We start from the raw sequence: 21,019 nt of genomic DNA, 5'->3' as shown, positions 1-21,019 counted from the left end.
CCATGTCGACGCATCCCCTCGCGCACAGAGCCCGCGAGCTCTGGGAAGAACTCGCCGGGCCCGCAGGGTCGTTCACACCCGAGGGTGCGGTCACCGTGCTCGTCTCCCCGGAATCGGGCCTGTGCCCGTCCGGATGGGTCGGTGTGGTCGCCCTCGGCGGATCGGCGATCGTGACCGTGCCGAACGAGCAGTCCGCCGCGACCGTGCGCGCCGCCCTGCCGGGCCTGCCGGTCGAGGCCCTGGTGGACCCCGCTTCCCTCCGAGGCGTCCTGCCCGTGACCGGGACGCTCGGGCCCGCGACCCTGGCCTACGTGTCCCCGGAGGGCTTCCGCCCCACGACCGGACCCTCGCCCGTGGAACGGCTGCCCGCCGGCCATCCGGCCCTGCGCGCGCTCGAAGCGGCCGCCGGGCAGGACGACTCCGCGGAAGCCTCCCTGGACGAGATCACCTCACCCGCGTTCGTGGTCCGCGCACACGACCGCGTGGTGGCCGCCGCCGGCTACCGGGACTGGCCCCGCCGGACCGCCCACGTCAGCGTGCTGACGGCCCCGGAGGCCCGGGGCCGCGGGCTCGCGCGGTCGGTGGCCTCGGCGGCGGTCGCCCACGCCCTCGCCGCGGGGCTCCTTCCGCAGTGGCGCGCGCGACCCCCCGCTTCCCGGCGGGTCGCCGCCGCACTGGGCTTCGAGGAGCTGGGCGCCCAACTCTCCCTGGAACTCGGGTGAAGGAGCCGGCGCCGGGAGGGTCTGCGACACTCCTGCGATGACCAGCAAGGAAAGCCGTCCGCTCCTCGCCCAGTTCACCGCCCCCGAGGCGGTCCCCGACGGTCTCGTCCCCGACCTGGCCGCGTGCTGGACCGAGGTGAGCGACGCGGGCGGCGCCGCCGGGTTCCCCTTCCCGCCGGTCGACCCCGTCGAGGTCGCCGCCGCGGTCGACCGGATCGTCACGGGGCTCGCCCCGGCGAGCTGCCGCCTCGTCACGGCCTCGGTCGACGGCGCCCTCGCGGGCTGGCTGTGCCTGCGTCGGGACCCGCATCCGCTGGTCGCCCACTGGGGCAGCCTGCACCACGTCCAGACCCGCCTCGGGGTGCGGGGGCGGGGCGTCGGCGCGGGCCTGGTCCGGCACGCGCGGGCGATCGCCCGCGACGAGATGGGCCTGGAGCAGCTGCGCCTCGCGGCCCGCGGCGGCGTCGGTCTCGAGGACTTCTACGGCCGGCTCGGCTGGCGGGAGGTCGGCCGCTGGCCCGGGGCCCTGCGCCTCGCCGCCGACGACGACCGCGACGAGATCCTCATGGTCCTGACGCCTCTGTGACCTGACCGGCCCCGCGCCGGCGGACCCGCACGGCACGCACCACCCGGGTGATCCCGTACCCCAGCAGCCACGGCAGCACGGTGATGCCGAGGACGTACACGAGGAGGTAGCCGACGAGGTCGTCGGTGTCCGTCGGCTGGTCCCAGGGCAGGAGCAGCACCGTCGCGGAGACCCCCACCGGCACCAGCGGCAGCAGGACCGTCCACACCCAGGGCCACGGGCCGGACCGCCGGGCGCACCACACCCCCGTCGCGCCCATGAGGAACGGGCCGAAGGGCACCCACAGCAGGACCGGGTAGAAGAACAGGACCCACCACTCGTCGCTGTACCCGAACATCATGGAAGCCCCCCGGCGCACTCGTCCCCGACCCGTCCGTCCAGGACGACGCGCGGGAGAAGGGGTCCAGTTCTCCGCGATTGGCCTTGGTCCCCGGATTTCCGGCCCCGGTACGGTCGGTGGCATGCGCATCCGAATCGTCGACGCCTTCACCGACCAGCCCTTCTCCGGCAACCCGGCCGGAGTCCTGCTCCTCGACTCCTTCCCCGACGACGCCTGGCTCCAGAAGGTCGCCGCGGAGGTCAACCTCTCCGAGACGGCCTTCGCCCACCCGCTGCCCGCCGGCGGGGAGGCCGACTGGGCGCTGCGCTGGTTCACCCCGACCACCGAGGTCGACATGTGCGGCCACGCCACCCTGGCCACGGCGCACGTCCTGCACACCACCGGCACCGCGAGCGGCACCGTCCGCTTCGCCGCCCGCTGCGGCCTCCTGATCACCACGGCCGAGGCGGACGGCACGATCACGATGGACTTCCCGACCTCCTCCCTCACGCCGGTCCCCGCCCCCGAGGGGCTGGAGAAGGCGCTCGGCGCCGAGGTCGTCGCCGTCCACGACACGGCCGACCACATTGGCGACCTCCTCGTCGAACTGCGCGACGAGACCACCGTCCGCTCCCTCGCCCCGGACTTCGCCGCCCTGAAGGGACTCTCCACGCGCGGCGTCATCGTGACCGCCGCCGCCGAGCGGCCGGACAGCGGATACGACTTCGTCTCGCGCGGCTTCTTCCCTGCCGTCGGGATCGACGAGGACCCCGTGACGGGCAGCGCCCACACCGCTCTCGCCCCGTACTGGGCGGCCCGGTTCGGCCGTGAGGAGCTCACCGGCTTCCAGGGCGGCGCCCGCACGGGCCTCGTCCGCACCCGGCTCGACGGCGACCGCACCCTCCTGAACGGCCACGCCGTCACGGTCATCGAAGGCGACCTGCGCGCCTGAGGCGACGCGGGAGAGCAGGGGGGGCGGGCGGCCCGTGCCGCACGCCCCTTCCCCGTCACACGGTGGGCAGCCAGTCCACCTTCCCGGCCAGCAGCCCGTACCCGACGAAGGCCACGATGTCGAGCAGGGCGTGCGCGGCGACCAGCGGCCCGACCCGCCCCCAGCGGCGGTAGAGCAGCACGAAGACCACGCCCATCACCATGTTGCCGAGGAAACCGCCGATGCCCTGGTAGAGGTGGTAGGAGCCGCGCAGCACCGAACTCGCCAGGAGCGCGGCCATCGGCGACCACCCCAACTGGCCGAGCCGGCGCAGCAGGTAGCCGACGACGACGACCTCCTCCAGGACGGAGTTCTGGATCGCCGAGAGGATGAGCACCGGGTACTTCCACCACACCTCGGGCAGCGACTCGGGCACCACGGTGAGGTTGAACCCGGAGGCCCGCGCCGCCAGGTAGAAGGCGAGGCCCGCGCTGCCGATCCCCGCCGCGACCAGCGTCCCGCGCCCGAGGTCCGACCACGGCCGGGTCCGGTCGAAGCCGATGGCCCGCAGCCCCCGTACCCCCGGCCCCTCCCGCATCAGCAGATGGGCGACGAGCACGACCGGCACGAGCGCGGTGGCGATGCCGAAGAGCTGCCAGGACAGGTCGAGCCAGGGCCGCCCGGGGGCGTACGAGCCGTTGAGCGTCGCCGCCTGTTCCTTGAGCGACCCGGGCTTGGTCAGCGAGCCGATGAAGCTGATGAGCGCCGACACCCCGCTCGCCCCGAGCGACAGCGCGAGGACGATGAGCGTCTCGGAGCGCAGTACGCCGCGCGGCAGGCCGTCGGGCGGGGAAGCGTCCCTCAGTCGTTGCTCCGACACCACACCTGTCTCCACTTCCCCTCGCGGGCTCACGCCGTCCGGCGGGCCCCGGCCGACCGGGACCACCTTGACATGATCACCCATGGAGGGGACGGGGAGGAGGTCAGTCGATCCCCACCGGCCAGGTGTGCACCGGCTCGCCCCCGAGCATGAGCGTCCGGTAGCGGCGGGTCGTCGCCGCGAGGGCCGCCTCCCGGTCGAGGCCCGACTCCAGGGCCCGGTGGAAGGTGTCGGCCTGCCAGGAGGCCCCGTTGACCCGCCGCAGACAGCGCTGCTCGATGACTCCCAGGTAGAAGTCCCGGTCGGCCGGCTCGATGTGCCAGGCGTCGAGCCCGGCGGCGGCGAGCGGCAGCAGCTCGTCGAGGACGAGCCGTACGGCGGGTACGGCCGTGACGCCGCCCGCCCGGCCCGGGCGGGGCCAGCGCAGCTCCGCCTCGATGCCGTGGCGGCAGGCGGTGTCGAAGTTGGCCTCGGCGTCCTGGAAGGCCATCCGCTTCCACACCGGCCGCGGGTCGTCGGCGAGCGAGCGGACGAGCCCGTAGTAGAAGGCCGCGTTCGCGATCACGTCGGTGACGGTCGGCCCCGCCGGCAGCACCCGGTTCTCGACCCGCAGGTGCGGGACCCCGTCGACCCAGCCGTACACGGGCCGGTTCCAGCGGTAGACGGTGCCGTTGTGCAGGACCAGCTCCTGGAGGCGCGGCACCCCTCCCCGGTCCAGGACGAGCAGCGGGTCCTCCTCGTCGCAGAGCGGCAGCAGGGCGGGGAAGTACCGGACGTTCTCCTCGAAGAGGTCGTACACCGAGTCCACCCACCGCTCCCCGAACCAGGTGCGCGGCCGTACGCCCTGCGACTGGAGCTCGGGCGGCCGGGTGTCGGTGGCCTGCTGGAAGAGCGGCGGCCGGGACTCGCGCCACAGTTCGCGGCCGAAGGCGAAGGGCGCGTTGGCGCCGAGCGCGATCTGGACGGCCGACACGGCCTGCGCCGCGTTCCACACGGCGGCGAAGCGGGCGGGGGTCACCTGGAGGTGCAGCTGGACCGAGGTGCAGGCCGCCTCGGGCACGATCGACTCCGTGGTGCACAGGAGGCGTTCGACGCCGTGGATGTCGAGGGTGAAGTCCTCGCCCCGGGCCGCGAGTATCTGGTCGTTGAGGAGGGTGTAACGGTCGTTGTCCGAGAGGTTCTCGGGAATCAGGTCGCCCTGGGTGAGGGTGGGGAGTATGCCGATCATGACGACGCCCGCGTCGAGTTCCGCCGCCTTGCGGTCGGCATATCCGATGCCGGTTCCGATCTCTTCCGCGAGCCGGTCGAATACGCGGCCGTCGAGCTGGTGGGGCGCGATGTTCACTTCGAGGTTGAACATTCCCAGTTCCGTCTGGAAATCGGGGCTCGCGATCTTTTCGAGAACCGGGCCGTTCAGCATCCTGGGGAGCCCGTCGGGGCCGGCGAGATTGAGTTCGATCTCCACTCCCATGAGATTCCGCGGCCGGTCGAACCTCTTCTCCGCCAGCAGTCGCGCGAGCCCCGCCAGACACTGCTGGAGCTTTCTGCGGTACTGCTGCCGGTCGGACGGGCCGAACCCGTCGGCCACGACCTTCTCCCCCATCGAAGCGTCCCTCCCCGCTCGGGCGGCGACCGGGACGGCCGCGCGTCACGGACGATGATGCCCACACCGCTGATCCACAACGCCTGCGGAACCGGCCGCGCGGAGGATAGGCTGGACGGAGCACCCCACGGGCACATCCCGAAGGCAAGGAACAAGCGACATATACCAATGTCGTATTGTCCCGGGGCCCGGGGTCGGAATTCGGCCGTCCGCCTTGGCGAGGAATACCCAGGTGAGGGCGGTATCGTCCTCGTGATTCCGCTTCAACTCCCTGTGATTAAGGCCTGATGACGCCTTGTCAGGAATATCCGCGAGGTCTAGCGGAAACACTGTGTGAACACGTGTCGTATAAACTCCGCGGACGAGGCAGAGTGTTGGCGCCCCGCCATGGCCCCATGGCCCTTCTCTGGCCCCGCCGCCGACAGCGCCGTCGTACCTGCCCACGCGTCACCGTGTCTCCTGAGTGAGAGGCGACCCACCATGCTCCGACCCTCCCCGGCCCCTGCGCCGGCCCTCCGCAGCGTCCTCGCGGCCCTCGGCTCACCGACCGCCGTCCGCGAGCCGCGAACTCCCGCACTGCGGACCGCGCAGGGACCACTGAGCCCCGAACACCCGCTGCCCGTGCACGTCCTCGGCGTCACCGGAGCGCCGGGGCTCGCACCCCGCACCCGGCTCGCCGGCTGGCGCTTCCTGATCCGGAACGGCGACCGGGCGATCGCCGCCGCGGACACCATGCTCACCCCGGACGGCTGGGCCTTCTCGCACTTCTTCGAGGGCCCGTACGTCGCCGCCACCGAGCGGGCCCTGCTCCAGGCCGAGGCCCTGCCCGTCACGTACCTGCCGAGGCTGCTCTCCGTGCCGGAGCTCTACATGCTGACGCTCTGGCTCCAGCCCGACCCGGAGGCGGACGACACGATCGCCGCTCCGGCCGCGGCCGATCTGATGGTGCCCCTGGCCCCCGCACCCCCGGGGATCGCGGCCCACCGCCCGTACCAGGTCGCCGACCTCCTGCCCGTGCTCAGTACGCGACTCGCGCCGCCGCCCCTTCTGGGCTCGCCGGCGCCCGCCTGATCCGCCGCACGCGCGTCCCCGCCCCGTGACCCGCTCGGGTCACGGGGCGCACTCCTGTCCGAACAGTGCGCCCGAACGCGCCGCCCGAACGCCCCTCCCGTACGGACTAGCCCGCTCGGACCATTCCGAACCACCCGAAGAGACGGTGCAGTTGACCTGAACCGCCCCTGCGGGTGATGCGTCTTCCCGGGAAAGGACGAGCTGCCGCGAAATACCTGCGGAAGACCGTCCGTGGGGCAAGACTGGGACCGGAACCGAACCGACCGACGGGGGCGGCCATGAGCGCGCAGAGCCGCAGGACATCCACCACGACGCAGCGAAAGAACCCACCCATGTGCCAGCACCAGCCTGCCTGTCCGACCGCCGACTCAGCCGACCGGGAGGCGGCCCGACTGGTGGCACACCACCCGGAGCAGGGCTGGAGCCTGCTGTGCAACGGCGTCCTGCTCTTCGAGGACACCGGTGAACTGCTGCCGGACGGGCAGATCATCGCCCCGCACCGGCCGCTGACCGCGGGACAGGTGACGACCGCGGCCTGAGGGCGGCGCACCGGGACGTCGTACGAGGAGACGCCGAGGGCCGGCCCGGAGGAGATCCTCCGAACCGGCCCTCGGCGCGTGCTCAGTTGTCGTACTCGTCCAGCGGCGGGCAGGAGCAGACCAGGTTCCGGTCGCCGAAGGCACCGTCGATGCGGCGCACCGGCGGCCAGTACTTGTCGGCGGCCGAGACACCGGCCGGGAAGACCGCCTCGTCGCGCGTGTACGGGTGGTTCCACTCGCCGCCCAGCGCCGCCGCGGTGTGCGGGGCGTTGTGCAGCGGGTTGTCGTCGGCGGGCCACTCGCCCGAGGCGACCTTCTCGATCTCGTTCCGGATCGCGATCATCGTGTCGCAGAAGCGGTCGAGCTCGGTCAGGTCCTCGGACTCGGTCGGCTCGATCATCAGCGTGCCGGCCACCGGGAACGACATCGTCGGCGCGTGGAAGCCGTAGTCGATGAGGCGCTTGGCGATGTCGTCGACGCTGACGCCGGTGGCCTTGGCCAGCGGGCGGATGTCCACGATGCACTCGTGCGCGACGAGCCCGTTCGGACCGGTGTAGAGCACCGGGAAGTGCGGCTCCAGGCGCTTGGCGATGTAGTTCGCCGCGAGCACCGCGACCTGGGTGGCGCGCTTGAGGCCCTCGCCGCCCATGAGGCGCACGTACGACCAGGAGATCGGCAGGATGCCGGCGGAGCCCCAGGGGGCGGCCGAGATCGGACCGACGCCCGTCTCCGGGCCTGCGGTGGGCTGGAGCGGGTGGTTCGGCAGGTACGGGGCGAGGTGGGAGCGGACGCCGACCGGACCGACGCCGGGGCCGCCGCCGCCGTGCGGGATACAGAAGGTCTTGTGCAGGTTCAGGTGCGAGACGTCGCCGCCGAAGTGACCCGGCTTGGCCAGGCCGACCAGCGCGTTGAGGTTGGCACCGTCGACGTACACCTGGCCGCCGGCCTCGTGGACCTCGGCGCAGATGTCGGCGACGTGCTCCTCGAAGACGCCGTGCGTGGACGGGTAGGTGATCATCAGCACGGACAGCTCGTCACGGTACTGGGCGATCTTGGCGCGCAGGTCCTCGACGTCGATCTCGCCGTCGTCGGCGGTCTTGACGACGACGACCTTCATGCCGGCCATCACGGCGGAGGCGGCGTTGGTGCCGTGCGCGGAGGACGGGATGAGGCAGACGGTGCGCTGCTCGTCGCCGTTGGCGCGGTGGTAGGCGCGGACGGCGAGCAGACCCGCGAGCTCACCCTGCGAACCGGCGTTCGGCTGGATCGACACCTTGTCGTAGCCGGTGACCTCGGCGAGGCGCTCCTCCAGCTCGGTGATGAGCGTGACGTAGCCCTGCGCCTGCTCGATCGGGGCGAAGGGGTGGATCTGGCCGAACTCGGGCCAGGTCACCGGCTCCATCTCGGTGGTCGCGTTCAGCTTCATGGTGCAGGAGCCGAGCGGGATCATGCCGCGGTCGAGCGCGTAGTCGCGGTCCGCGAGCTTGCGCAGGTAGCGCAGCATCGAGGTCTCGGAGCGGTGCGCGTGGAAGACCGGGTGGGTCAGGTACGCGTCGGAGCGCAGCAGACCGGCGGGCAGCGTCTCGTCGACGGAGGCGTCCAGGGCCTCGATGTCGCCCTCGACACCGAAGGCGCCCCAGACGGCGGCGAGCTGCTCGCGGCCGGTGGTCTCGTCGCAGGCGATCGAGACGAGGTCGGCGTCGACGCGGTGGAGGTTCACCCCGGCCCGGCGGGCGGCGGCGACGACCTCGTCGGTCCTGCCGGGCACGCGGACGGTGACGGTGTCGAAGAACGCGCCGTGCACGACCTCGACGCCGCCGGCGGTGAGCCCGGCGGCGAGGATCGCGGCGTACCGGTGGGTGCGCGCGGCGATCTGCTTCAGACCGTCCGGACCGTGGTACACGGCGTACATGCCGGCCATGACGGCGAGCAGCACCTGAGCGGTACAGATGTTGCTGGTGGCCTTCTCGCGGCGGATGTGCTGCTCGCGGGTCTGCAGGGCCAGGCGGTAGGCGCGGTTGCCGTCGGCGTCGACGGAGACGCCCACGAGGCGGCCGGGCAGGGAGCGGGCGTGCTTGTCCTGGACGGCCATGTAACCGGCGTGCGGACCGCCGAAGCCCATCGGGACGCCGAAGCGCTGCGTGGTGCCGACGGCGATGTCGGCGCCCAGCTCGCCGGGCGAGGTGAGCAGGGTGAGCGCGAGCAGGTCGGCGGCGACGGTGACGATCGCGCCGAGCTCGTGCGCGGCGTCGATCAGCGGCTTGATGTCGCGGACGGCGCCGGAGGCACCGGGGTACTGCACAAGCACGCCGAAGACACCGCGCTCGGCGACGTCGGCGGGGATGCCGGCGCTCAGATCGGCGACGACGACCTCGACACCGGTCGGCTCGGCGCGGGTCTCGATGACGGCGATGGTCTGCGGCAGGGCGTCGGCGTCGACGAGGAAGACCCCGCCCTTGACCTTGCCGACGCGCCGGGCCAGGGCCATGGCCTCGGCGGCGGCGGTGCCCTCGTCGAGGAGGGACGCGCCGGAGGTGGGCAGACCGGTGAGGTCGGCGACCATGGTCTGGAAGTTGAGGAGGGCCTCCAGGCGGCCCTGGGAGATCTCCGGCTGGTACGGCGTGTAGGCCGTGTACCAGGCGGGGTTCTCCATCACGTTCCGGAGGATGACCGGCGGGGTGAAGGTCCCGTAGTAGCCGAGCCCGATCATCGGGGCGAGGACCTGGTTGCGGTCGGCGAGCGTGCGGAGCTCGGCGAGGACCTCGGCCTCGGTGCGCGCGGCCGGCAGGCCCAGGGCCTCGGCGTTCTTGATCACGTCCGGCACCGCGGCGGCCGTGAGCTCGTCGAGCGAGCCGTAACCGACCTGGGCGAGCATCTTGGCCCGGGCCTCGGCGTCGGGCCCGATGTGCCGCTGCTCGAACGGGATGCCCTGTTCGAGCTCGGAGAGCGGAGTGCGGTTGGCGGTCATGTACGGAGGCCTCCTGGTCGTCACGACCTGCGAGGGGCACCACGGCGCGGGTACCCGGACGGCCTCCCCCTCTGTCATCTCAACCTGAGAGTTTCACCGGCACGCCTCGCGGCACGCCGGCTTTCACCGTCGGTGAGAGCGGAATGCCGTCGGGCATCCGCTCTGCTTTCCAGAGTGACCTCGTCCGCGCGGTACAGGGGCCTGAGAGATTCCGGGGAGGATTTGCTCCTTCGGCGCCCACCGGAAGATTTCTCCGGGGGACTCTCCCGCACGGGGTCGACAGCCACAACCAGCCTACCAGCGAGGTTGCGGCTCCCATCGCTCAAGTGGCCGACATCCCAGATGTGCACTTTCGTAGGGGTGTAGAGCAGTTGCGACCAGTTGGAGGGACCGTGCAGACCGACATCGATCCGCGCAGCCTGATCGGCCGCAAGGCGTTCGACCGGAACGGGCACAAGATCGGAACCGTGGACGAGGTGTACCTGGACGACGCGACCGGCATCCCCGAATGGGCCGCCGTCCGTACCGGCCTGTTCAGCCGGGACGCGTTCGTCCCCCTGGAGCCGAGCGCCCTGCTCGACGACGGCCTCCACATCCCCTACGAGAGGGCACTGATCAAGGACGCCCCCGACTTCGGCGTGGGCCGCCATCTCTCCCCCGAGCAGGAGCTCCAGCTCTACCGCCACTACAGCCTGGCCCTCCCGCCCCCGCCCACGGACGCGCCGGACAAGGACTTCGGCCGCCTGGCGGGCCAGGACGGCGCCTGAGCCCACCGTCCGAGGACGGACCCACCCGCGCGACGGCGCGGGTGGGCAGCGTCACGCCGCCTCGTCCCCCCGCACCAGCGGCAACGGCTCCGACGGCTGGAGTTCCGGGTCGTCCACGGCGAACGTCCGCACCCGCCCCGGACCGGACCACGGCTCCTCGAACCGCACCGTGACCCGCCCGACCCCGCTCCCCTGGACCCACCCGGCCCCGTGCACGGCGTGCCGCACGTCGTGCCCGGGCGCCCACACCCGCTCGGCGCTCTCCACCGCGGGGGCGGAACGCGCCTCCTCCGCCTCCGGGGCCACGACCTCCTCCGCCGGCCGCTCGGCTGCGGAGGCGCCCGCCTCCGCCTCCGCCTGTGCGAACAGGTCCTCCTGCGTGTAGTCCGCCAGCCCGCTCACCCCGACCCCCAGCAGCCGCACGCCCCCCGTGGTGTCCACGGCCTCCAGGAGCCGCCCCGCGGCCTCCCGTACGACGGCCGGGTCGTCCGTCGGCCCCCGCAGCGTCTCGGACCGGGTGAGCGTCGAGAAGTCGTAGCGCCGCACCTTCAGGACGATGGTCCGGCCCGAGTGCCCGGAGGCCCGCAGCCGCCCCACGCAGCGCTCCGCGATCCGCTCGACCTCGGTCCGGATCCGCACCCGGTCGTGCAGGTCCACGTCGAAGGTGTCCTCGACCGACACGGACTTGGCGTCCCTCTCGGCCACCACGGGCCGGTCGTCGTACCCCTGGGCCATCCGGTGCAGCGAGGCCCCGTGCGCCCGCCCCAGGAGCCGTACGAGCTCGTCCTCGCCCGCCTCCACGAGGTCGGAGACGGTGGTCATCCCCGCACGCCGCAGGTGCTCCCCGGTGGCCGGCCCGACCCCGGGCAGGATGCGCACCGACCGCGGCCCGAGCAGCTCCCGCTCGGTGCCGGGTTCGATGAGGACGAGACCGTCCGGCTTGGCCTCCTCGGAGGCGATCTTCGCGATCATCTTGGACCCGGCGAGCCCCACGGACCCGGTGAGCCCCGTGGTCGCGAGGATGTCGACCCGCAGCCGCTCCCCCACGGCCCGCGCGCTCGCGCTGTCGTCGGCGACCTCGCCCGCCTCCAGGTCGACGAAGGCCTCGTCGAGGCTGAGGGGCTCCACGAGCGGGGACAGCCCACGGAGCAGCCCCATGACCTGCTCGCTGATCGAGCGGTAGAAGGCGAAGCGCGGCACGAGATAGGCCGCGTGCGGCGCGAGCCGCCGCGCCTGGCCCATCGGCATGGCCGAGTGCACGCCGAAGCGCCGGGCCTCGTAGGAGGCGGTGGCGACGACGCCCCGCGGCCCGAGACCGCCGACGACCACGGGCTTTCCGCGCAGGCTGGGCTTCGACGCCTGCTCGGCGGCGGCGAAGAAGGCATCCATGTCGAGATGCAGGATCGTGGGCGCGGCTCTCACACGTCCGATGCTGCCGTACGCCACTGACAACGCCCCCGCGGAACACCCGGGAGCGTCCGCCGAGCCCCCGGGAGCGGCCACCCGCCCCCACGGGACCCGGCCGCCCGGCAGGCGCCCTCAGACGGCCCTGTCGCGCCGCCGTCGCGCCAGCTCGTCGCCGGGGTTGTGGCCGACCAGCGTCTCGCCGGTGTCGACCCGCTCCCCGTGGAGCTGCGAGAGCGCCGCCTCGACGTCGCGCCACACCACCCCGACGGCGATGCCGAAGACGCCCTGCCCGCCCTGGAGGAGGTCGACGACCTCGTCGGGCGAGGAGCACTCGTAGACCGTGGCCCCGTCGCTCATGAGCGTCATGCGTTCCAGGTCCCGGAAGCCCCGGGCGCGCAGGTGCTGCACGGCGGCCCGGATGTTCTGCAGGGCCACCCCGGTGTCGAGGAACCGCTTGACGATCTTCAGCACGACGACGTCGCGGAAGCTGTAGAGACGCTGCGTCCCCGACCCGTAAGCGGGCCGGACGCTCGGCTCGACGAGTCCCGTGCGCGCCCAGTAGTCCAGCTGGCGATAGGTGATCCCGGCGGCCGCGCAGGCCGTCGGTCCCCGGTAGCCGATCGCCTCGTCGGCCACGCCGGCACCGGTGTCCGTCCCGGAGTCGCCCACACTGCCGTGAAGCGGATACGGACCGCTCTCCCCGGACACGCGTCCGAGCGAGCTCCCTGCCGTACCGTCCGCGCTGCTCATCACGCCGACCCTCCGTCCTTGACCTGCCCACACGAAGGTAGGCAGTCACTCGGGGTGCGTCAACGATCGCCACACTCGGCACGCCGAGTGATAATCACCCTGAGAGTGGTTTCGCGTGTCCCTCTCCGGGGAACGGCTAGTCGAATGCCCTGACGGCACCCCGCGGACGGCCTCCGGCCGCACCGCTCCGCCTCACTGGCTGCTGCTCCCGAAGTCCTCCGGCGAGATCTGGTCGAGGAACTCGCGGAACTTCTCCACCTCGTCCTCCTGCTCGTCCGGAATCGCGATACCGGCGTCGTCCAGCACACCGTCGCTGCCGAAGATCGGCGTCCCGGTCCGCAGGGCCAGTGCTATCGCGTCCGACGGCCGCGCGCTCACCTCGACGCCGCTGGCGAAGACCAGCTCGGCGTAGAAGACCCCGTCACGCAGATCCGTGATGCGGACCTGGGTGAGCTCCTGCCCCACGGCCTCCAGCACGTCCTTGAACAGGTCGTGCGTCAGCGGCCGCGGAGGGGCCATCCCCTGCTGGGCGAAGGCGATCGCGGTCGCCTCCCCCGGTCCGATCCAGATGGGGAGGTACCGATCGCCTCCCACTTCACGCAGGAGCACGATCGGCTGGTTGGAGGGCATTTCCACCCGGACACCCACAACGTCGAGCTCGTTCACACAGCAACCCTAGGACGTGCCCGACCGGTTTGGATAGTCGGGCCGGTCCTGAGCCCCCCGCCGGACACCCCGCGAACCGCGTCCGAAGCCCCGCCGGACACCCCGCGAACCGCGTCCGAGGCCCTTTCCCGGGAGCCGCCAGGCCGGTTCGCGGCACCTTCCGGAACCCCTCCCGAGGCCCCGGGTCACTGGAGCCGGACGCCCAGAGCGGTCTGGACGAGCGCGGCGTGCAGCCGCACCGACTGAGCGGCGAGCTCCTTGGCCGTGGCCTCCGCATGGGCCCTGGTCTGCGGGTTGCGGTGCCGGCGCAGCGGCGCGACCACCTGCTCGATCAGCCCGGCCTCCCGGTCGGCGGCCGCCTTCACGGCCCGCAGGTGCCGGGGTTCCAGACCGAAGCGCCCCAGGTCCGCGACGAGCCGGGCGACGGTGACGGTCTCGGCGTCGTAGCCACCGCCCTCCGCCTCGGCGATCAGACCGTACGACTCCCACTCGGCGAGCTCGGCCTCGGTCACCTCGGCCGCGGCGATCAGTTCGGCCCGCCCGAGACGGGCGACGGTCGGCGACTCCGCCTCGCCCTCGTCCCAGGCCCCTTCGACCAGGTCCCGCCGCCGCCCGGGCGCCGGGAGCTTGATCGGCTCGCCCCGCTCAAGGGCGTCGAGGTGCTCGCGGATCACCTTCAGCGGAAGGTAGTGGTCCCGCTGCATCCGCAGGATGCGGGCGAGCCGCTCCACGTCCTGCGGGCTGAACTTCCGGTAGCCGGAGGCCGTCCGACGGGGCTCGACCAGCCCTTCGGCCTCCAGGAACCGGATCTTGGAGATCGTCACTTCGGGAAACTCGTCGCGCAGCTGGTTCAGCACCGTTCCGATGCTCACCAGCCGGTCGCCCGCGGTGGCGGTGCCGGACCCGGCACCGCCCGTCGGTGTTCGCAGCATGGACCTTCCCTGAAGGGGCTTCCCCGAGGCGTCACACGCCTCGCTGGCTCGAGTAGAAGACCAGCCGGTACTTGCCGATCTGCACCTCGTCGCCATTGGACAGAACGACCGAGTCGATCGGCTCACGGTTGACGTACGTGCCGTTGAGGCTGCCGACGTCGGCGACGGTGAAGCTGCCGTCCTGCGCCCGCCGGAACTCGACATGCCGCCGGGAGACGGTGAAGTCGTCCAGGAAGATGTCGCTCTGCGGGTGACGACCGGCCGTGGTCAGCTCACCGTCGAGCAGGAACCGGCTGCCCGAGTTCGGTCCCCGACGCACCACGAGGAGCGCGGAGCCCGAGGGCAGCGCCTCCACGGCGGCGAGCGCCTCGGGAGACAGCGACGGAACGGCGGTCTGGCCGGTGACCTCGGCGTCGTACGCCTCGAGCCCCGAGATGGAGATCGTCGACGTCGTCTCCGACGCACGCTCGGCGGCGACCCCGCCCCGCAGCGGCGTGCCGCAGTGGGAGCAGAAGCGGCTGTCGGCCGTGTTGCGGTGACCGCACCTCGTGCACACCGGCATGGACGCATCCTCCTGCCGCGGCTGCCCCGCCGAGGTCTGTGTCGCGTACGGGTCGGGCGCAAACCCTCCACCCGTACTTGAGGTTGATGGTTCTCCGAAACCTATGCGGGCGGCCCCGGCGGGGTCAACAGAAGACGCGCCCTGTGTGCCCGGAATGTCACCGCCCCGACCGTCGACCTCGTCGCGGAAGAGCGGGCGTTCGCCGCCCTGCTCCTCGCTCTGGGCGTGGCGCGACGCGCGGTGCTTGGCGTTACCGCCGTCCTCGCGTCCGCTCTTGCCGAACAACTTCGCAAAAAAACTCACGGGCGATTCCCCTTGACCGAAACAGACCCGCCCGTGGGGCAGGACGAACCGAGATCCTTCACACCTGCCGACCCGGACACCTTCACAACGTCCGTATCCTCCGGACAGTTTCCACCACGCACCACCGTTGTGGTGCGCCGACCCCCCGCAACGTCATGCCCTTGTCGCGGGACCCCCCTCGTCCCCCTCTCACTGGGAGGACGACTGAGCGTAGTCAGGCCGCTTCGCGGGTCGCAAGGCGTCGACGACGATCTTCGCCGACCGCTCCACCGTGGCCGTGGCCTGCTCCTTCTCCAGGGTCTGCACGACACCGCCGGGGATGTTGAGCGCGGGCTCGAGATCCTCCGGCTTGCCGATGACCTTGAAGACGTACGGAGCGGCCACCTTCGTTCCATCGATCCGCATGTCATCACCGCTACCGGTGAAATAACTGTCCGCGACCACCCGGACACCGTTGACCTGGATCGCCTCGGCGCCCGCCGCGCGCAGCTCCTGGATGGCGTCGAGCAGCATGTCCGACTCGACCGCCCCCGTGGGATCGCCCACGGTGAGGGTGATGCCCGGCCCCTCGGCGGCGACGCTGCCGGCCAGGATGCCGAGCTGCTGCTCCTTCTCCTGGGTCTGCTTGCGCGCCTCCTCGGCCTGGTCCGAGCTGGACTCCAGCTCGGAGCGCTGCTTCTCCAGACGCGCCTTCTCGTCCTCCAGGCGCTGCGTGCGGTCGTCGAGCTCGTCGAGGATCCGCACGAGGTCCTCCTGACGGGCCCCGCGCAGCGCGCTGTTCTCGCTCGTGGAGGAGACCTGGATGGCCAGGCCCAGACCGAGGACGAACAGCAGCAGAGCGACGACGAGTTGGGCCCGGGTCACCCGCGGCGGCCACAGGGCGGAGGCGAGCCGCCGCCGCCCGCTCGGCTCGGCGCCGCCCGGAGCACCGGGGCCCGCGGGCCCGGGCGAGGAGACGTCGGACGCCCCGGCCTCCGGCTGCCCGACGGACGGCTGCCCGACGGACGGCTGCACGGCCTCGGGCCGTACGGCCCCGGGCTTCACGACGGGCGGCTCCACGACCGGGGGCTGCGCCACAGGCGCCTGCTCGACAGGCGGCTGCACCGGCTCCGGCCTCCCGGGACCACCGGCGCTCCCGGCCGCCCCTGGGCTCTCGGGGTCCACGGGCTTCTCGGGCTTCTCGGGGTTCGAAGGCTGCTCGTTCATCGGCCTCACGCCCGGAACACGTGACGCCGGATGGCGGCCGCGTTGGAGAAGATCCGGATGCCGAGCACGACCACCACACCGGTCGAGAGCTGCGCGCCCACGCCCAGCTTGTCGCCGAGGAACACGATCAGCGCGGCGACGACCACGTTGGAGAGGAACGAGACCACGAAGACCTTGTCGACGAAGATCCCGTCGAGCATGGCCCGCAGGCCGCCGAAGACCGCGTCGAGGGCGGCGACCACGGCGATCGGAAGATAGGGCTCGACCACCGCCGGAACCTCGGGACGGACCAACAGTCCGACCACGACTCCGACGATCAGGCCCAGTACGGCGATCACGATGTGCCCTTCCCTGTGTCGGCCGTGGCCCGACCGGACGGCGTCGCCGCCCCGGCCCCCCTCGGCTCTGCGGTACGTACGGTCAGGCTCGGCGCGGCCGGCAGGCGCACGTCGCCCTCGGCCGAGATCCTGCTCCTGATCCCGAAGTTCTCCACCAGCGCGTGCAGGTACTGCCCGTCGGCGCTGTCCTGGAACGCGGTGCTCAGCCGCTGTCCGTCCCCGATCGCGAGGACGGTGTACGGCGGCACCAGCGGCTTGTTGTCGACCAGTATGGCGTCACCGGCGGCCCGGATCGCGGACAGCGACGTCAGCCGCTGCCCGTTGATCGCGACGGCCTCGGCGCCCGATTCCCACAGCCCGTTGACCACCCGCTGCATGTCCCGGTCGCGGACCCGGCCCGTGTCGGAGAAGCCGGCGCTCTCCCTCGGCCCGCCACCGCCGGTGTCGGTGTCCTTGGCGTCGTCGACGACGAGCTTCACCCCGGGGCCGTGCACGGGCGTCGCGCCCGAGAGGAGCGCCACGAGCTCGGCCTGGTCGCCGCCGTGCTGCTGCAGGGCCTGCCGCTGGCGCGCTCCGACCTCGTCCCGGATCCGCTCGACGTCCTCCTCCAGCTGGTCGGCGGTCGACGTCTCCTTCTCGATCCGGTCGATCAGGTCCTGCCGCTCCTTGGCGACGACCGGCGCGGAGATCCGCGCTTCGGCGGCGCCGACGGTCACCACGGCGGCCGCGAGCAGAAGGCCCGCGGCGACACCGAGTCTGGCCCGCAGGTTACGGGGCATGCCGCCGCCCTCGGCTGCCCGCCGGGCGGTCGCCTCGGCATAGCCGTCGTCGAGGGCGTGGTCGATCACGTTGTTCAGCAGCGACATGGACGCGTCCGGACGCGGCGGCGGTGATCCGGTGCTCCGAACGGGGGGCTGCTGCGACATGCCGCACATCGTCGCACGTCGCACGGCCTACCGCCGAATGGCCCCTCGGTGCGGCCGGGAGGCGCCCCTCGGGCACCTCCCGGCCGCGACCGCCCGGACCGTCAGTTACCTGCGCTGTCGACCACCTCGGCCCACTCGTCGAGCAGGGCCTGCGCGGAGGTGTCGTCGGGGCCTTCGGCCCACAGATGGGTGACGGCCTCCGCGGGGTCGGGCAGCACCATCACCCACCGACCGTCGGCCTCCACCACCCGCACGCCGTCGGTGGTGTCCACGGACCGGCTGCCCGCCGCCTCCACCACCCGCCGCATCACGAGACCCTTCACGGCCCACGGGGTCGCGATGTCCCGCCGCAGGACGTGCGCCCGCGGGATCCGGGCGTCGATCTGGCTCAGCGTGAGCTGCGTCCGCGCCACCAGGCCGATCAACCGCACGAACGCGGCGGCCCCGTCGAAGACGCTGCTGAACTCGGGCACGATGAACCCGCCGCGCCCGTCGCCGCCGAAGATCGTCGACTCCTCGCGCCCGACCCGCGTGAGGTCGTCGGGCGAGGTGGTCGTCCACTCGACCTGCGTGCCGTGGTACGCGGCGACCTGCTCGGCGATACGGGTCGTGGTGACCGGCAGCGCGACCCGCCCGGACCGCCGCTCGGCGGCCACCAGGTCCAGCATCACCAGGAGCGCCCGGTCGTCCTCGATGATCCGCCCCCGCTCGTCCACGAGCGAGAGCCGCTCGCCGACGGGGTCGAACCGCACCCCGAACGCGGCCCGCGCCGAGGCCACGATCTCCCCGAGCCGCACGAGACCGGCCCGCCGGCTCTCGGCCGACTCGGTGGGCCGGGACTCGTCGAGCCCGGGATTGATGGTCAGCGAGTCGACCTGGAGCCGCCCGAGGAGGCTGGGCAGGACGAGCCCGGCGCTGCCGTTGGAGGCGTCCACGACGACCTTCAGCCCGGCTTCCGCGATGCCGGAGGTGTCGACGTTCCGCAGCAGCGAGCCGGTGTACGAGTCGAAGACGCTCGCCGGGAAGGAGAGGTCGCCGATCTCACCGGGGAAGGCCCGCCGGTACTCCTGACGCGCGAACACCCGGTCGAGCTTCCGCTGCCCGCCCTGCGAGAGGTCCGCGCCGCGTTCGTCGAAGAACATGATGTCGACGGAGTCGGGCACGCCGGGTGAGGTCCGCACCATGATCCCGCCCGCGCTCCCCCGGGCGGTCTGCTGGCGCGCCACGGGCAGCGGTACGTTCTCCAGGTCCCGTACATCGATGGCACTGGCCTGGAGCGCCGAGATCACCGCCCGTTTGAGTGCACGGGCGCCACGGGAGTGGTCGCGCGCGGTGGTGACGGTCGACCCCTTCTTCAAGGTCGTCGCGTACGCGCCGGCGAGCCGGACGGCCAGCTCGGGGGTGATCTCCACGTTCAGGATGCCGGAGACCCCGCGCGCCCCGAAGAGATGGGCCTGTCCCCGGGACTCCCAGATGACCGAGGTGTTGACGAACGCGCCGGCCTCGATCGTCTTGAAGGGGTAGACGCGCACGTTCCCCTGCACGATCGATTCTTCACCGACGAGGCACTCGTCCCCGATGACGGCTCCGTCCTCGATCCGGGCGGCCCGCATGATGTCGGTGTTCTTCCCGATCACACAGCCCCGCAGATTGCTCTGCTGCCCGATGTAGACGTTGTCGTGGACGACGGCCTTGTGCAGGAAGGCGCCGCTCTTCACGACCACGTTCGAGCCGATGACGGTGTGCTCCCGGATCTCGGCGTCCGCCTCCACCTTGGCGTAGTCGCCGATGTAGAGCGGTCCGCGGAGCACGGCGTCGGGGTGCACCTCGGCGCCTTCGGAGACCCACACCCCGGGCGAGATCTCGAAGCCGTCGATGTCGACCTGGACCTTGCCCTCCAGGACGTCCGCCTGGGCCTTCACATAGCTCTCGTGGGTGCCGACGTCCTCCCAGTAGCCCTCGGCGACATAGCCGAAGATCGGCTTGCCCTCCTTCATCAGCTGCGGGAAGACATCACCCGACCAGTCCACCGGAACGTCCGCTTCGACGTAGTCGAAGACCTCGGGCTCCATGACGTAGATGCCCGTGTTCACGGTGTCCGAGAAGACCTGGCCCCAGGTGGGCTTCTCCAGGAAGCGCTCGACCTTGCCCTCTTCGTCGACGATCGTGATCCCGAATTCCAGTGGATTGGGGACCCGCGTCAGACAGACCGTGACGAGGGCTCCCTTCTCCTTGTGGAAGGCGATGAGATCGGAGAGGTCGAAATCCGTGAGCGCGTCCCCCGAGATGACGAGGAAAGCGTCGTCCTTCAACGCTTCCTCGGCGTTCTTCACACTTCCCGCTGTACCGAGTGGCTTTTCCTCGTTGGCATACGTGAGCTCCATCCCGAGCTCTTCTCCGTCGCCGAAGTAGTTCCTGACGAGAGAGGCGAGAAACTGCACGGTGACGACGGTCTCGTTGAGACCGTGCCTCTTGAGCAGTCGTAGGACGTGCTCCATGATCGGCCGGTTCACCACCGGCAGAAGAGGCTTGGGCATGCTCGAGGTCATGGGGCGAAGGCGGGTTCCTTCGCCACCGGCCATCACGACGGCCTTCATGTCGGAAGCGTCCTCCTTGAAGAGACGACGGTCCTGCCGACTTCACCTGTCCGCTCAGAGGCCCTCGGACGTCCTCGTTGTTGCCGGCGACGCTGCTCGACACAGGACAGACGGGCTCAATCGGCCGCGGTATCCGCCTTCACGAGTCGACGGACCTGGACCACGTAGAGGATCCCTGCCCACCAATACAGAGTTGTACCCCATCCGGCGAAGGCCCACCCGAAAACTTCAGCGAGTGACGAGAGCCAGCCCGTTCCGTCACTGAGAAGCAGCAGCGGGAAGGCGTACATCAAGTTGAAAGTCGCAGCTTTCCCGAGGAAGTTCACCTGCGGCGGCGGGTAGCCGTGCCGGCGGAGGATTCCCACCATCACGAGCAGCATGGCCTCGCGCGCCAGGAGCGCGGCGGTCAGCCAGAGGGGAAGGATCTCCCGCCAGGTGAGCCCCACGAGAGTGGACAGGATGTACAGACGGTCGGCGGCCGGATCGAGCAGCCGGCCGAGGCTGCTGATCTGGTTCCAGCGCCGGGCCAGTTTCCCGTCGAGGTAGTCGCTGACACCGCTGAGCATCAGCACGAGCAGGGCCCAGCCATCGCTGTTGGGTCCACCGAACACGGGTCGGAGAATCAGCCACAGGAAGAGCGGCACGCCGACGAGGCGAGCCATGCTCAGAATGTTGGGGATGGTGAGGACCCGGTCGGTCTGAACGCGAGTCTCCTGGACCTCCACCCGGGGGCCTCCTGCTGGGAACGTACGGACGATGCCCCCTGACCTTACCCTCAGCCACAACACCGCCGCGCACAGGGGGCAGTGCCCGGTGGCAGAACGCAAAAATGCCTCAACCCCCGGACATAATCCAGGGGTTGAGGCTAAAAATTGTTCGGCGGCGTCCTACTCTCCCACAGGGTCCCCCCTGCAGTACCATCGGCGCTGAAAGGCTTAGCTTCCGG

The 21,019-nt window shown here is 71.5% G+C and carries 20 protein-coding genes, 1 rRNA gene and 1 riboswitch; of the genes, 6 read left to right on the top strand and 15 right to left on the bottom strand.

Features of this window, described 5'->3' with window-relative positions:
- Positions 1-2: 2 nt before the first annotated feature.
- Together ABTY59_RS34830 and ABTY59_RS34825 are read left to right on the top strand one after the other, a co-directional pair.
- Positions 3-722 (top strand): GNAT family N-acetyltransferase, encoded by a 720-nt coding sequence (locus tag ABTY59_RS34830; protein WP_352023138.1) that lies wholly within the window; start codon positions 3-5, stop codon positions 720-722.
- Between the two features lie 37 nt (positions 723-759).
- Positions 760-1,308, top strand: a complete 549-nt coding sequence (locus tag ABTY59_RS34825) for a GNAT family N-acetyltransferase (protein WP_352023137.1) — start codon at positions 760-762, stop codon at positions 1,306-1,308.
- Here ABTY59_RS34825 and ABTY59_RS34820 read toward each other — a convergent pair.
- The gene (locus ABTY59_RS34820; RefSeq protein WP_352023136.1) at positions 1,286-1,648 is read right to left on the bottom strand and encodes a hypothetical protein; all 363 of its coding nucleotides are present in this window, start codon (positions 1,646-1,648) and stop codon (positions 1,286-1,288) included. The genes ABTY59_RS34825 and ABTY59_RS34820 overlap by 23 nt on opposite strands.
- A gap of 121 nt (positions 1,649-1,769) precedes the next feature.
- On the opposite strand from ABTY59_RS34820, the gene ABTY59_RS34815 reads away from it, so the two are divergent.
- Complete coding sequence (locus ABTY59_RS34815) at positions 1,770-2,579, top strand: PhzF family phenazine biosynthesis protein (RefSeq protein WP_352023135.1); 810 nt, start codon at positions 1,770-1,772, stop codon at positions 2,577-2,579.
- Between the two features lie 55 nt (positions 2,580-2,634).
- Here the strand turns inward: ABTY59_RS34815 and ABTY59_RS34810 are convergent, their stop codons facing one another.
- On the bottom strand, positions 2,635-3,423 hold the full coding sequence (locus ABTY59_RS34810; RefSeq protein WP_352023178.1) for a CPBP family intramembrane glutamic endopeptidase: 789 nt from the start codon (positions 3,421-3,423) through the stop codon (positions 2,635-2,637).
- A 118-nt stretch (positions 3,424-3,541) separates the two neighbouring features.
- On the bottom strand, positions 3,542-5,041 hold the full coding sequence (locus ABTY59_RS34805; RefSeq protein ID WP_352023134.1) for a glutamate-cysteine ligase family protein: 1,500 nt from the start codon (positions 5,039-5,041) through the stop codon (positions 3,542-3,544).
- Positions 5,042-5,521: 480 nt separating this feature from the next.
- Between ABTY59_RS34805 and ABTY59_RS34800 the strand changes: the two genes are divergently transcribed.
- Both ABTY59_RS34800 and ABTY59_RS34795 read left to right on the top strand, forming a co-directional pair.
- On the top strand, positions 5,522-6,112 hold the full coding sequence (locus ABTY59_RS34800) for a hypothetical protein (protein WP_352023133.1): 591 nt from the start codon (positions 5,522-5,524) through the stop codon (positions 6,110-6,112).
- A 332-nt stretch (positions 6,113-6,444) separates the two neighbouring features.
- The gene (locus tag ABTY59_RS34795) at positions 6,445-6,651 is read left to right on the top strand and encodes a DUF5999 family protein (RefSeq protein ID WP_116162112.1); all 207 of its coding nucleotides are present in this window, start codon (positions 6,445-6,447) and stop codon (positions 6,649-6,651) included.
- An 82-nt stretch (positions 6,652-6,733) separates the two neighbouring features.
- Here the strand turns inward: ABTY59_RS34795 and gcvP are convergent, their stop codons facing one another.
- Complete coding sequence (gcvP, locus tag ABTY59_RS34790) at positions 6,734-9,619, bottom strand: aminomethyl-transferring glycine dehydrogenase (RefSeq protein ID WP_352023132.1); 2,886 nt, start codon at positions 9,617-9,619, stop codon at positions 6,734-6,736.
- Positions 9,620-9,798: 179 nt separating this feature from the next.
- Positions 9,799-9,898, bottom strand: a riboswitch (glycine riboswitch).
- Positions 9,899-10,011: 113 nt separating this feature from the next.
- On the opposite strand from gcvP, the gene ABTY59_RS34785 reads away from it, so the two are divergent.
- Positions 10,012-10,386, top strand: coding sequence for a PRC-barrel domain-containing protein (locus ABTY59_RS34785; protein ID WP_352023131.1), 375 nt, complete (start codon positions 10,012-10,014; stop codon positions 10,384-10,386).
- Positions 10,387-10,437: 51 nt separating this feature from the next.
- On the opposite strand, the gene ABTY59_RS34780 is transcribed toward ABTY59_RS34785, so the two are convergent.
- The 11 genes from ABTY59_RS34780 to rrf all read right to left on the bottom strand — a co-directional run.
- On the bottom strand, positions 10,438-11,808 hold the full coding sequence (locus ABTY59_RS34780) for a DNA polymerase IV (protein WP_352023130.1): 1,371 nt from the start codon (positions 11,806-11,808) through the stop codon (positions 10,438-10,440).
- A gap of 117 nt (positions 11,809-11,925) precedes the next feature.
- A complete protein-coding gene (locus tag ABTY59_RS34775; protein WP_352023129.1) occupies positions 11,926-12,543 on the bottom strand; it encodes a MerR family transcriptional regulator in 618 nt (205 codons plus the stop codon).
- Between the two features lie 192 nt (positions 12,544-12,735).
- A complete protein-coding gene (locus ABTY59_RS34770; protein WP_352023128.1) occupies positions 12,736-13,209 on the bottom strand; it encodes a bifunctional nuclease family protein in 474 nt (157 codons plus the stop codon).
- A 185-nt stretch (positions 13,210-13,394) separates the two neighbouring features.
- Positions 13,395-14,141: a transcriptional regulator FtsR gene (ftsR, locus tag ABTY59_RS34765; RefSeq protein WP_352023127.1), complete on the bottom strand. Its 747-nt coding sequence runs from the start codon at positions 14,139-14,141 to the stop codon at positions 13,395-13,397.
- Positions 14,142-14,172: 31 nt separating this feature from the next.
- Complete coding sequence (locus tag ABTY59_RS34760) at positions 14,173-15,114, bottom strand: FHA domain-containing protein (RefSeq protein ID WP_352023177.1); 942 nt, start codon at positions 15,112-15,114, stop codon at positions 14,173-14,175.
- Positions 15,115-15,195: 81 nt separating this feature from the next.
- Positions 15,196-16,221, bottom strand: a complete 1,026-nt coding sequence (locus ABTY59_RS34755) for a DUF881 domain-containing protein (RefSeq protein WP_352023126.1) — start codon at positions 16,219-16,221, stop codon at positions 15,196-15,198.
- A complete protein-coding gene (locus ABTY59_RS34750) occupies positions 16,218-16,550 on the bottom strand; it encodes a small basic family protein (RefSeq protein WP_015032176.1) in 333 nt (110 codons plus the stop codon). Before ABTY59_RS34750 ends, ABTY59_RS34755 begins: the two co-directional genes overlap by 4 nt.
- Positions 16,547-17,476: a DUF881 domain-containing protein gene (locus tag ABTY59_RS34745; protein WP_352023125.1), complete on the bottom strand. Its 930-nt coding sequence runs from the start codon at positions 17,474-17,476 to the stop codon at positions 16,547-16,549. Before ABTY59_RS34745 ends, ABTY59_RS34750 begins: the two co-directional genes overlap by 4 nt.
- A 101-nt stretch (positions 17,477-17,577) precedes the next feature.
- Positions 17,578-20,073, bottom strand: coding sequence for a sugar phosphate nucleotidyltransferase (locus ABTY59_RS34740; RefSeq protein ID WP_352023124.1), 2,496 nt, complete (start codon positions 20,071-20,073; stop codon positions 17,578-17,580).
- Positions 20,074-20,189: 116 nt separating this feature from the next.
- Positions 20,190-20,798 carry a cardiolipin synthase ClsA gene (gene clsA / locus ABTY59_RS34735; protein WP_351181077.1) on the bottom strand — a complete coding sequence of 203 codons (609 nt, stop codon included), beginning with the start codon at positions 20,796-20,798 and terminating at the stop codon, positions 20,190-20,192.
- Between the two features lie 149 nt (positions 20,799-20,947).
- Positions 20,948-21,019, bottom strand: a 5S ribosomal RNA gene (rrf, locus tag ABTY59_RS37735); the annotation flags it as partial.

The sequence above is a fragment of the Streptomyces sp. NPDC096079 genome, from assembly GCF_040303145.1.
Classification (GTDB): Bacteria; Actinomycetota; Actinomycetes; order Streptomycetales; family Streptomycetaceae; genus Streptomyces.
The sequence above is the reverse complement of the archived record's forward strand: the minus strand, read 5'-3'. Positions and strand labels throughout refer to the sequence as shown.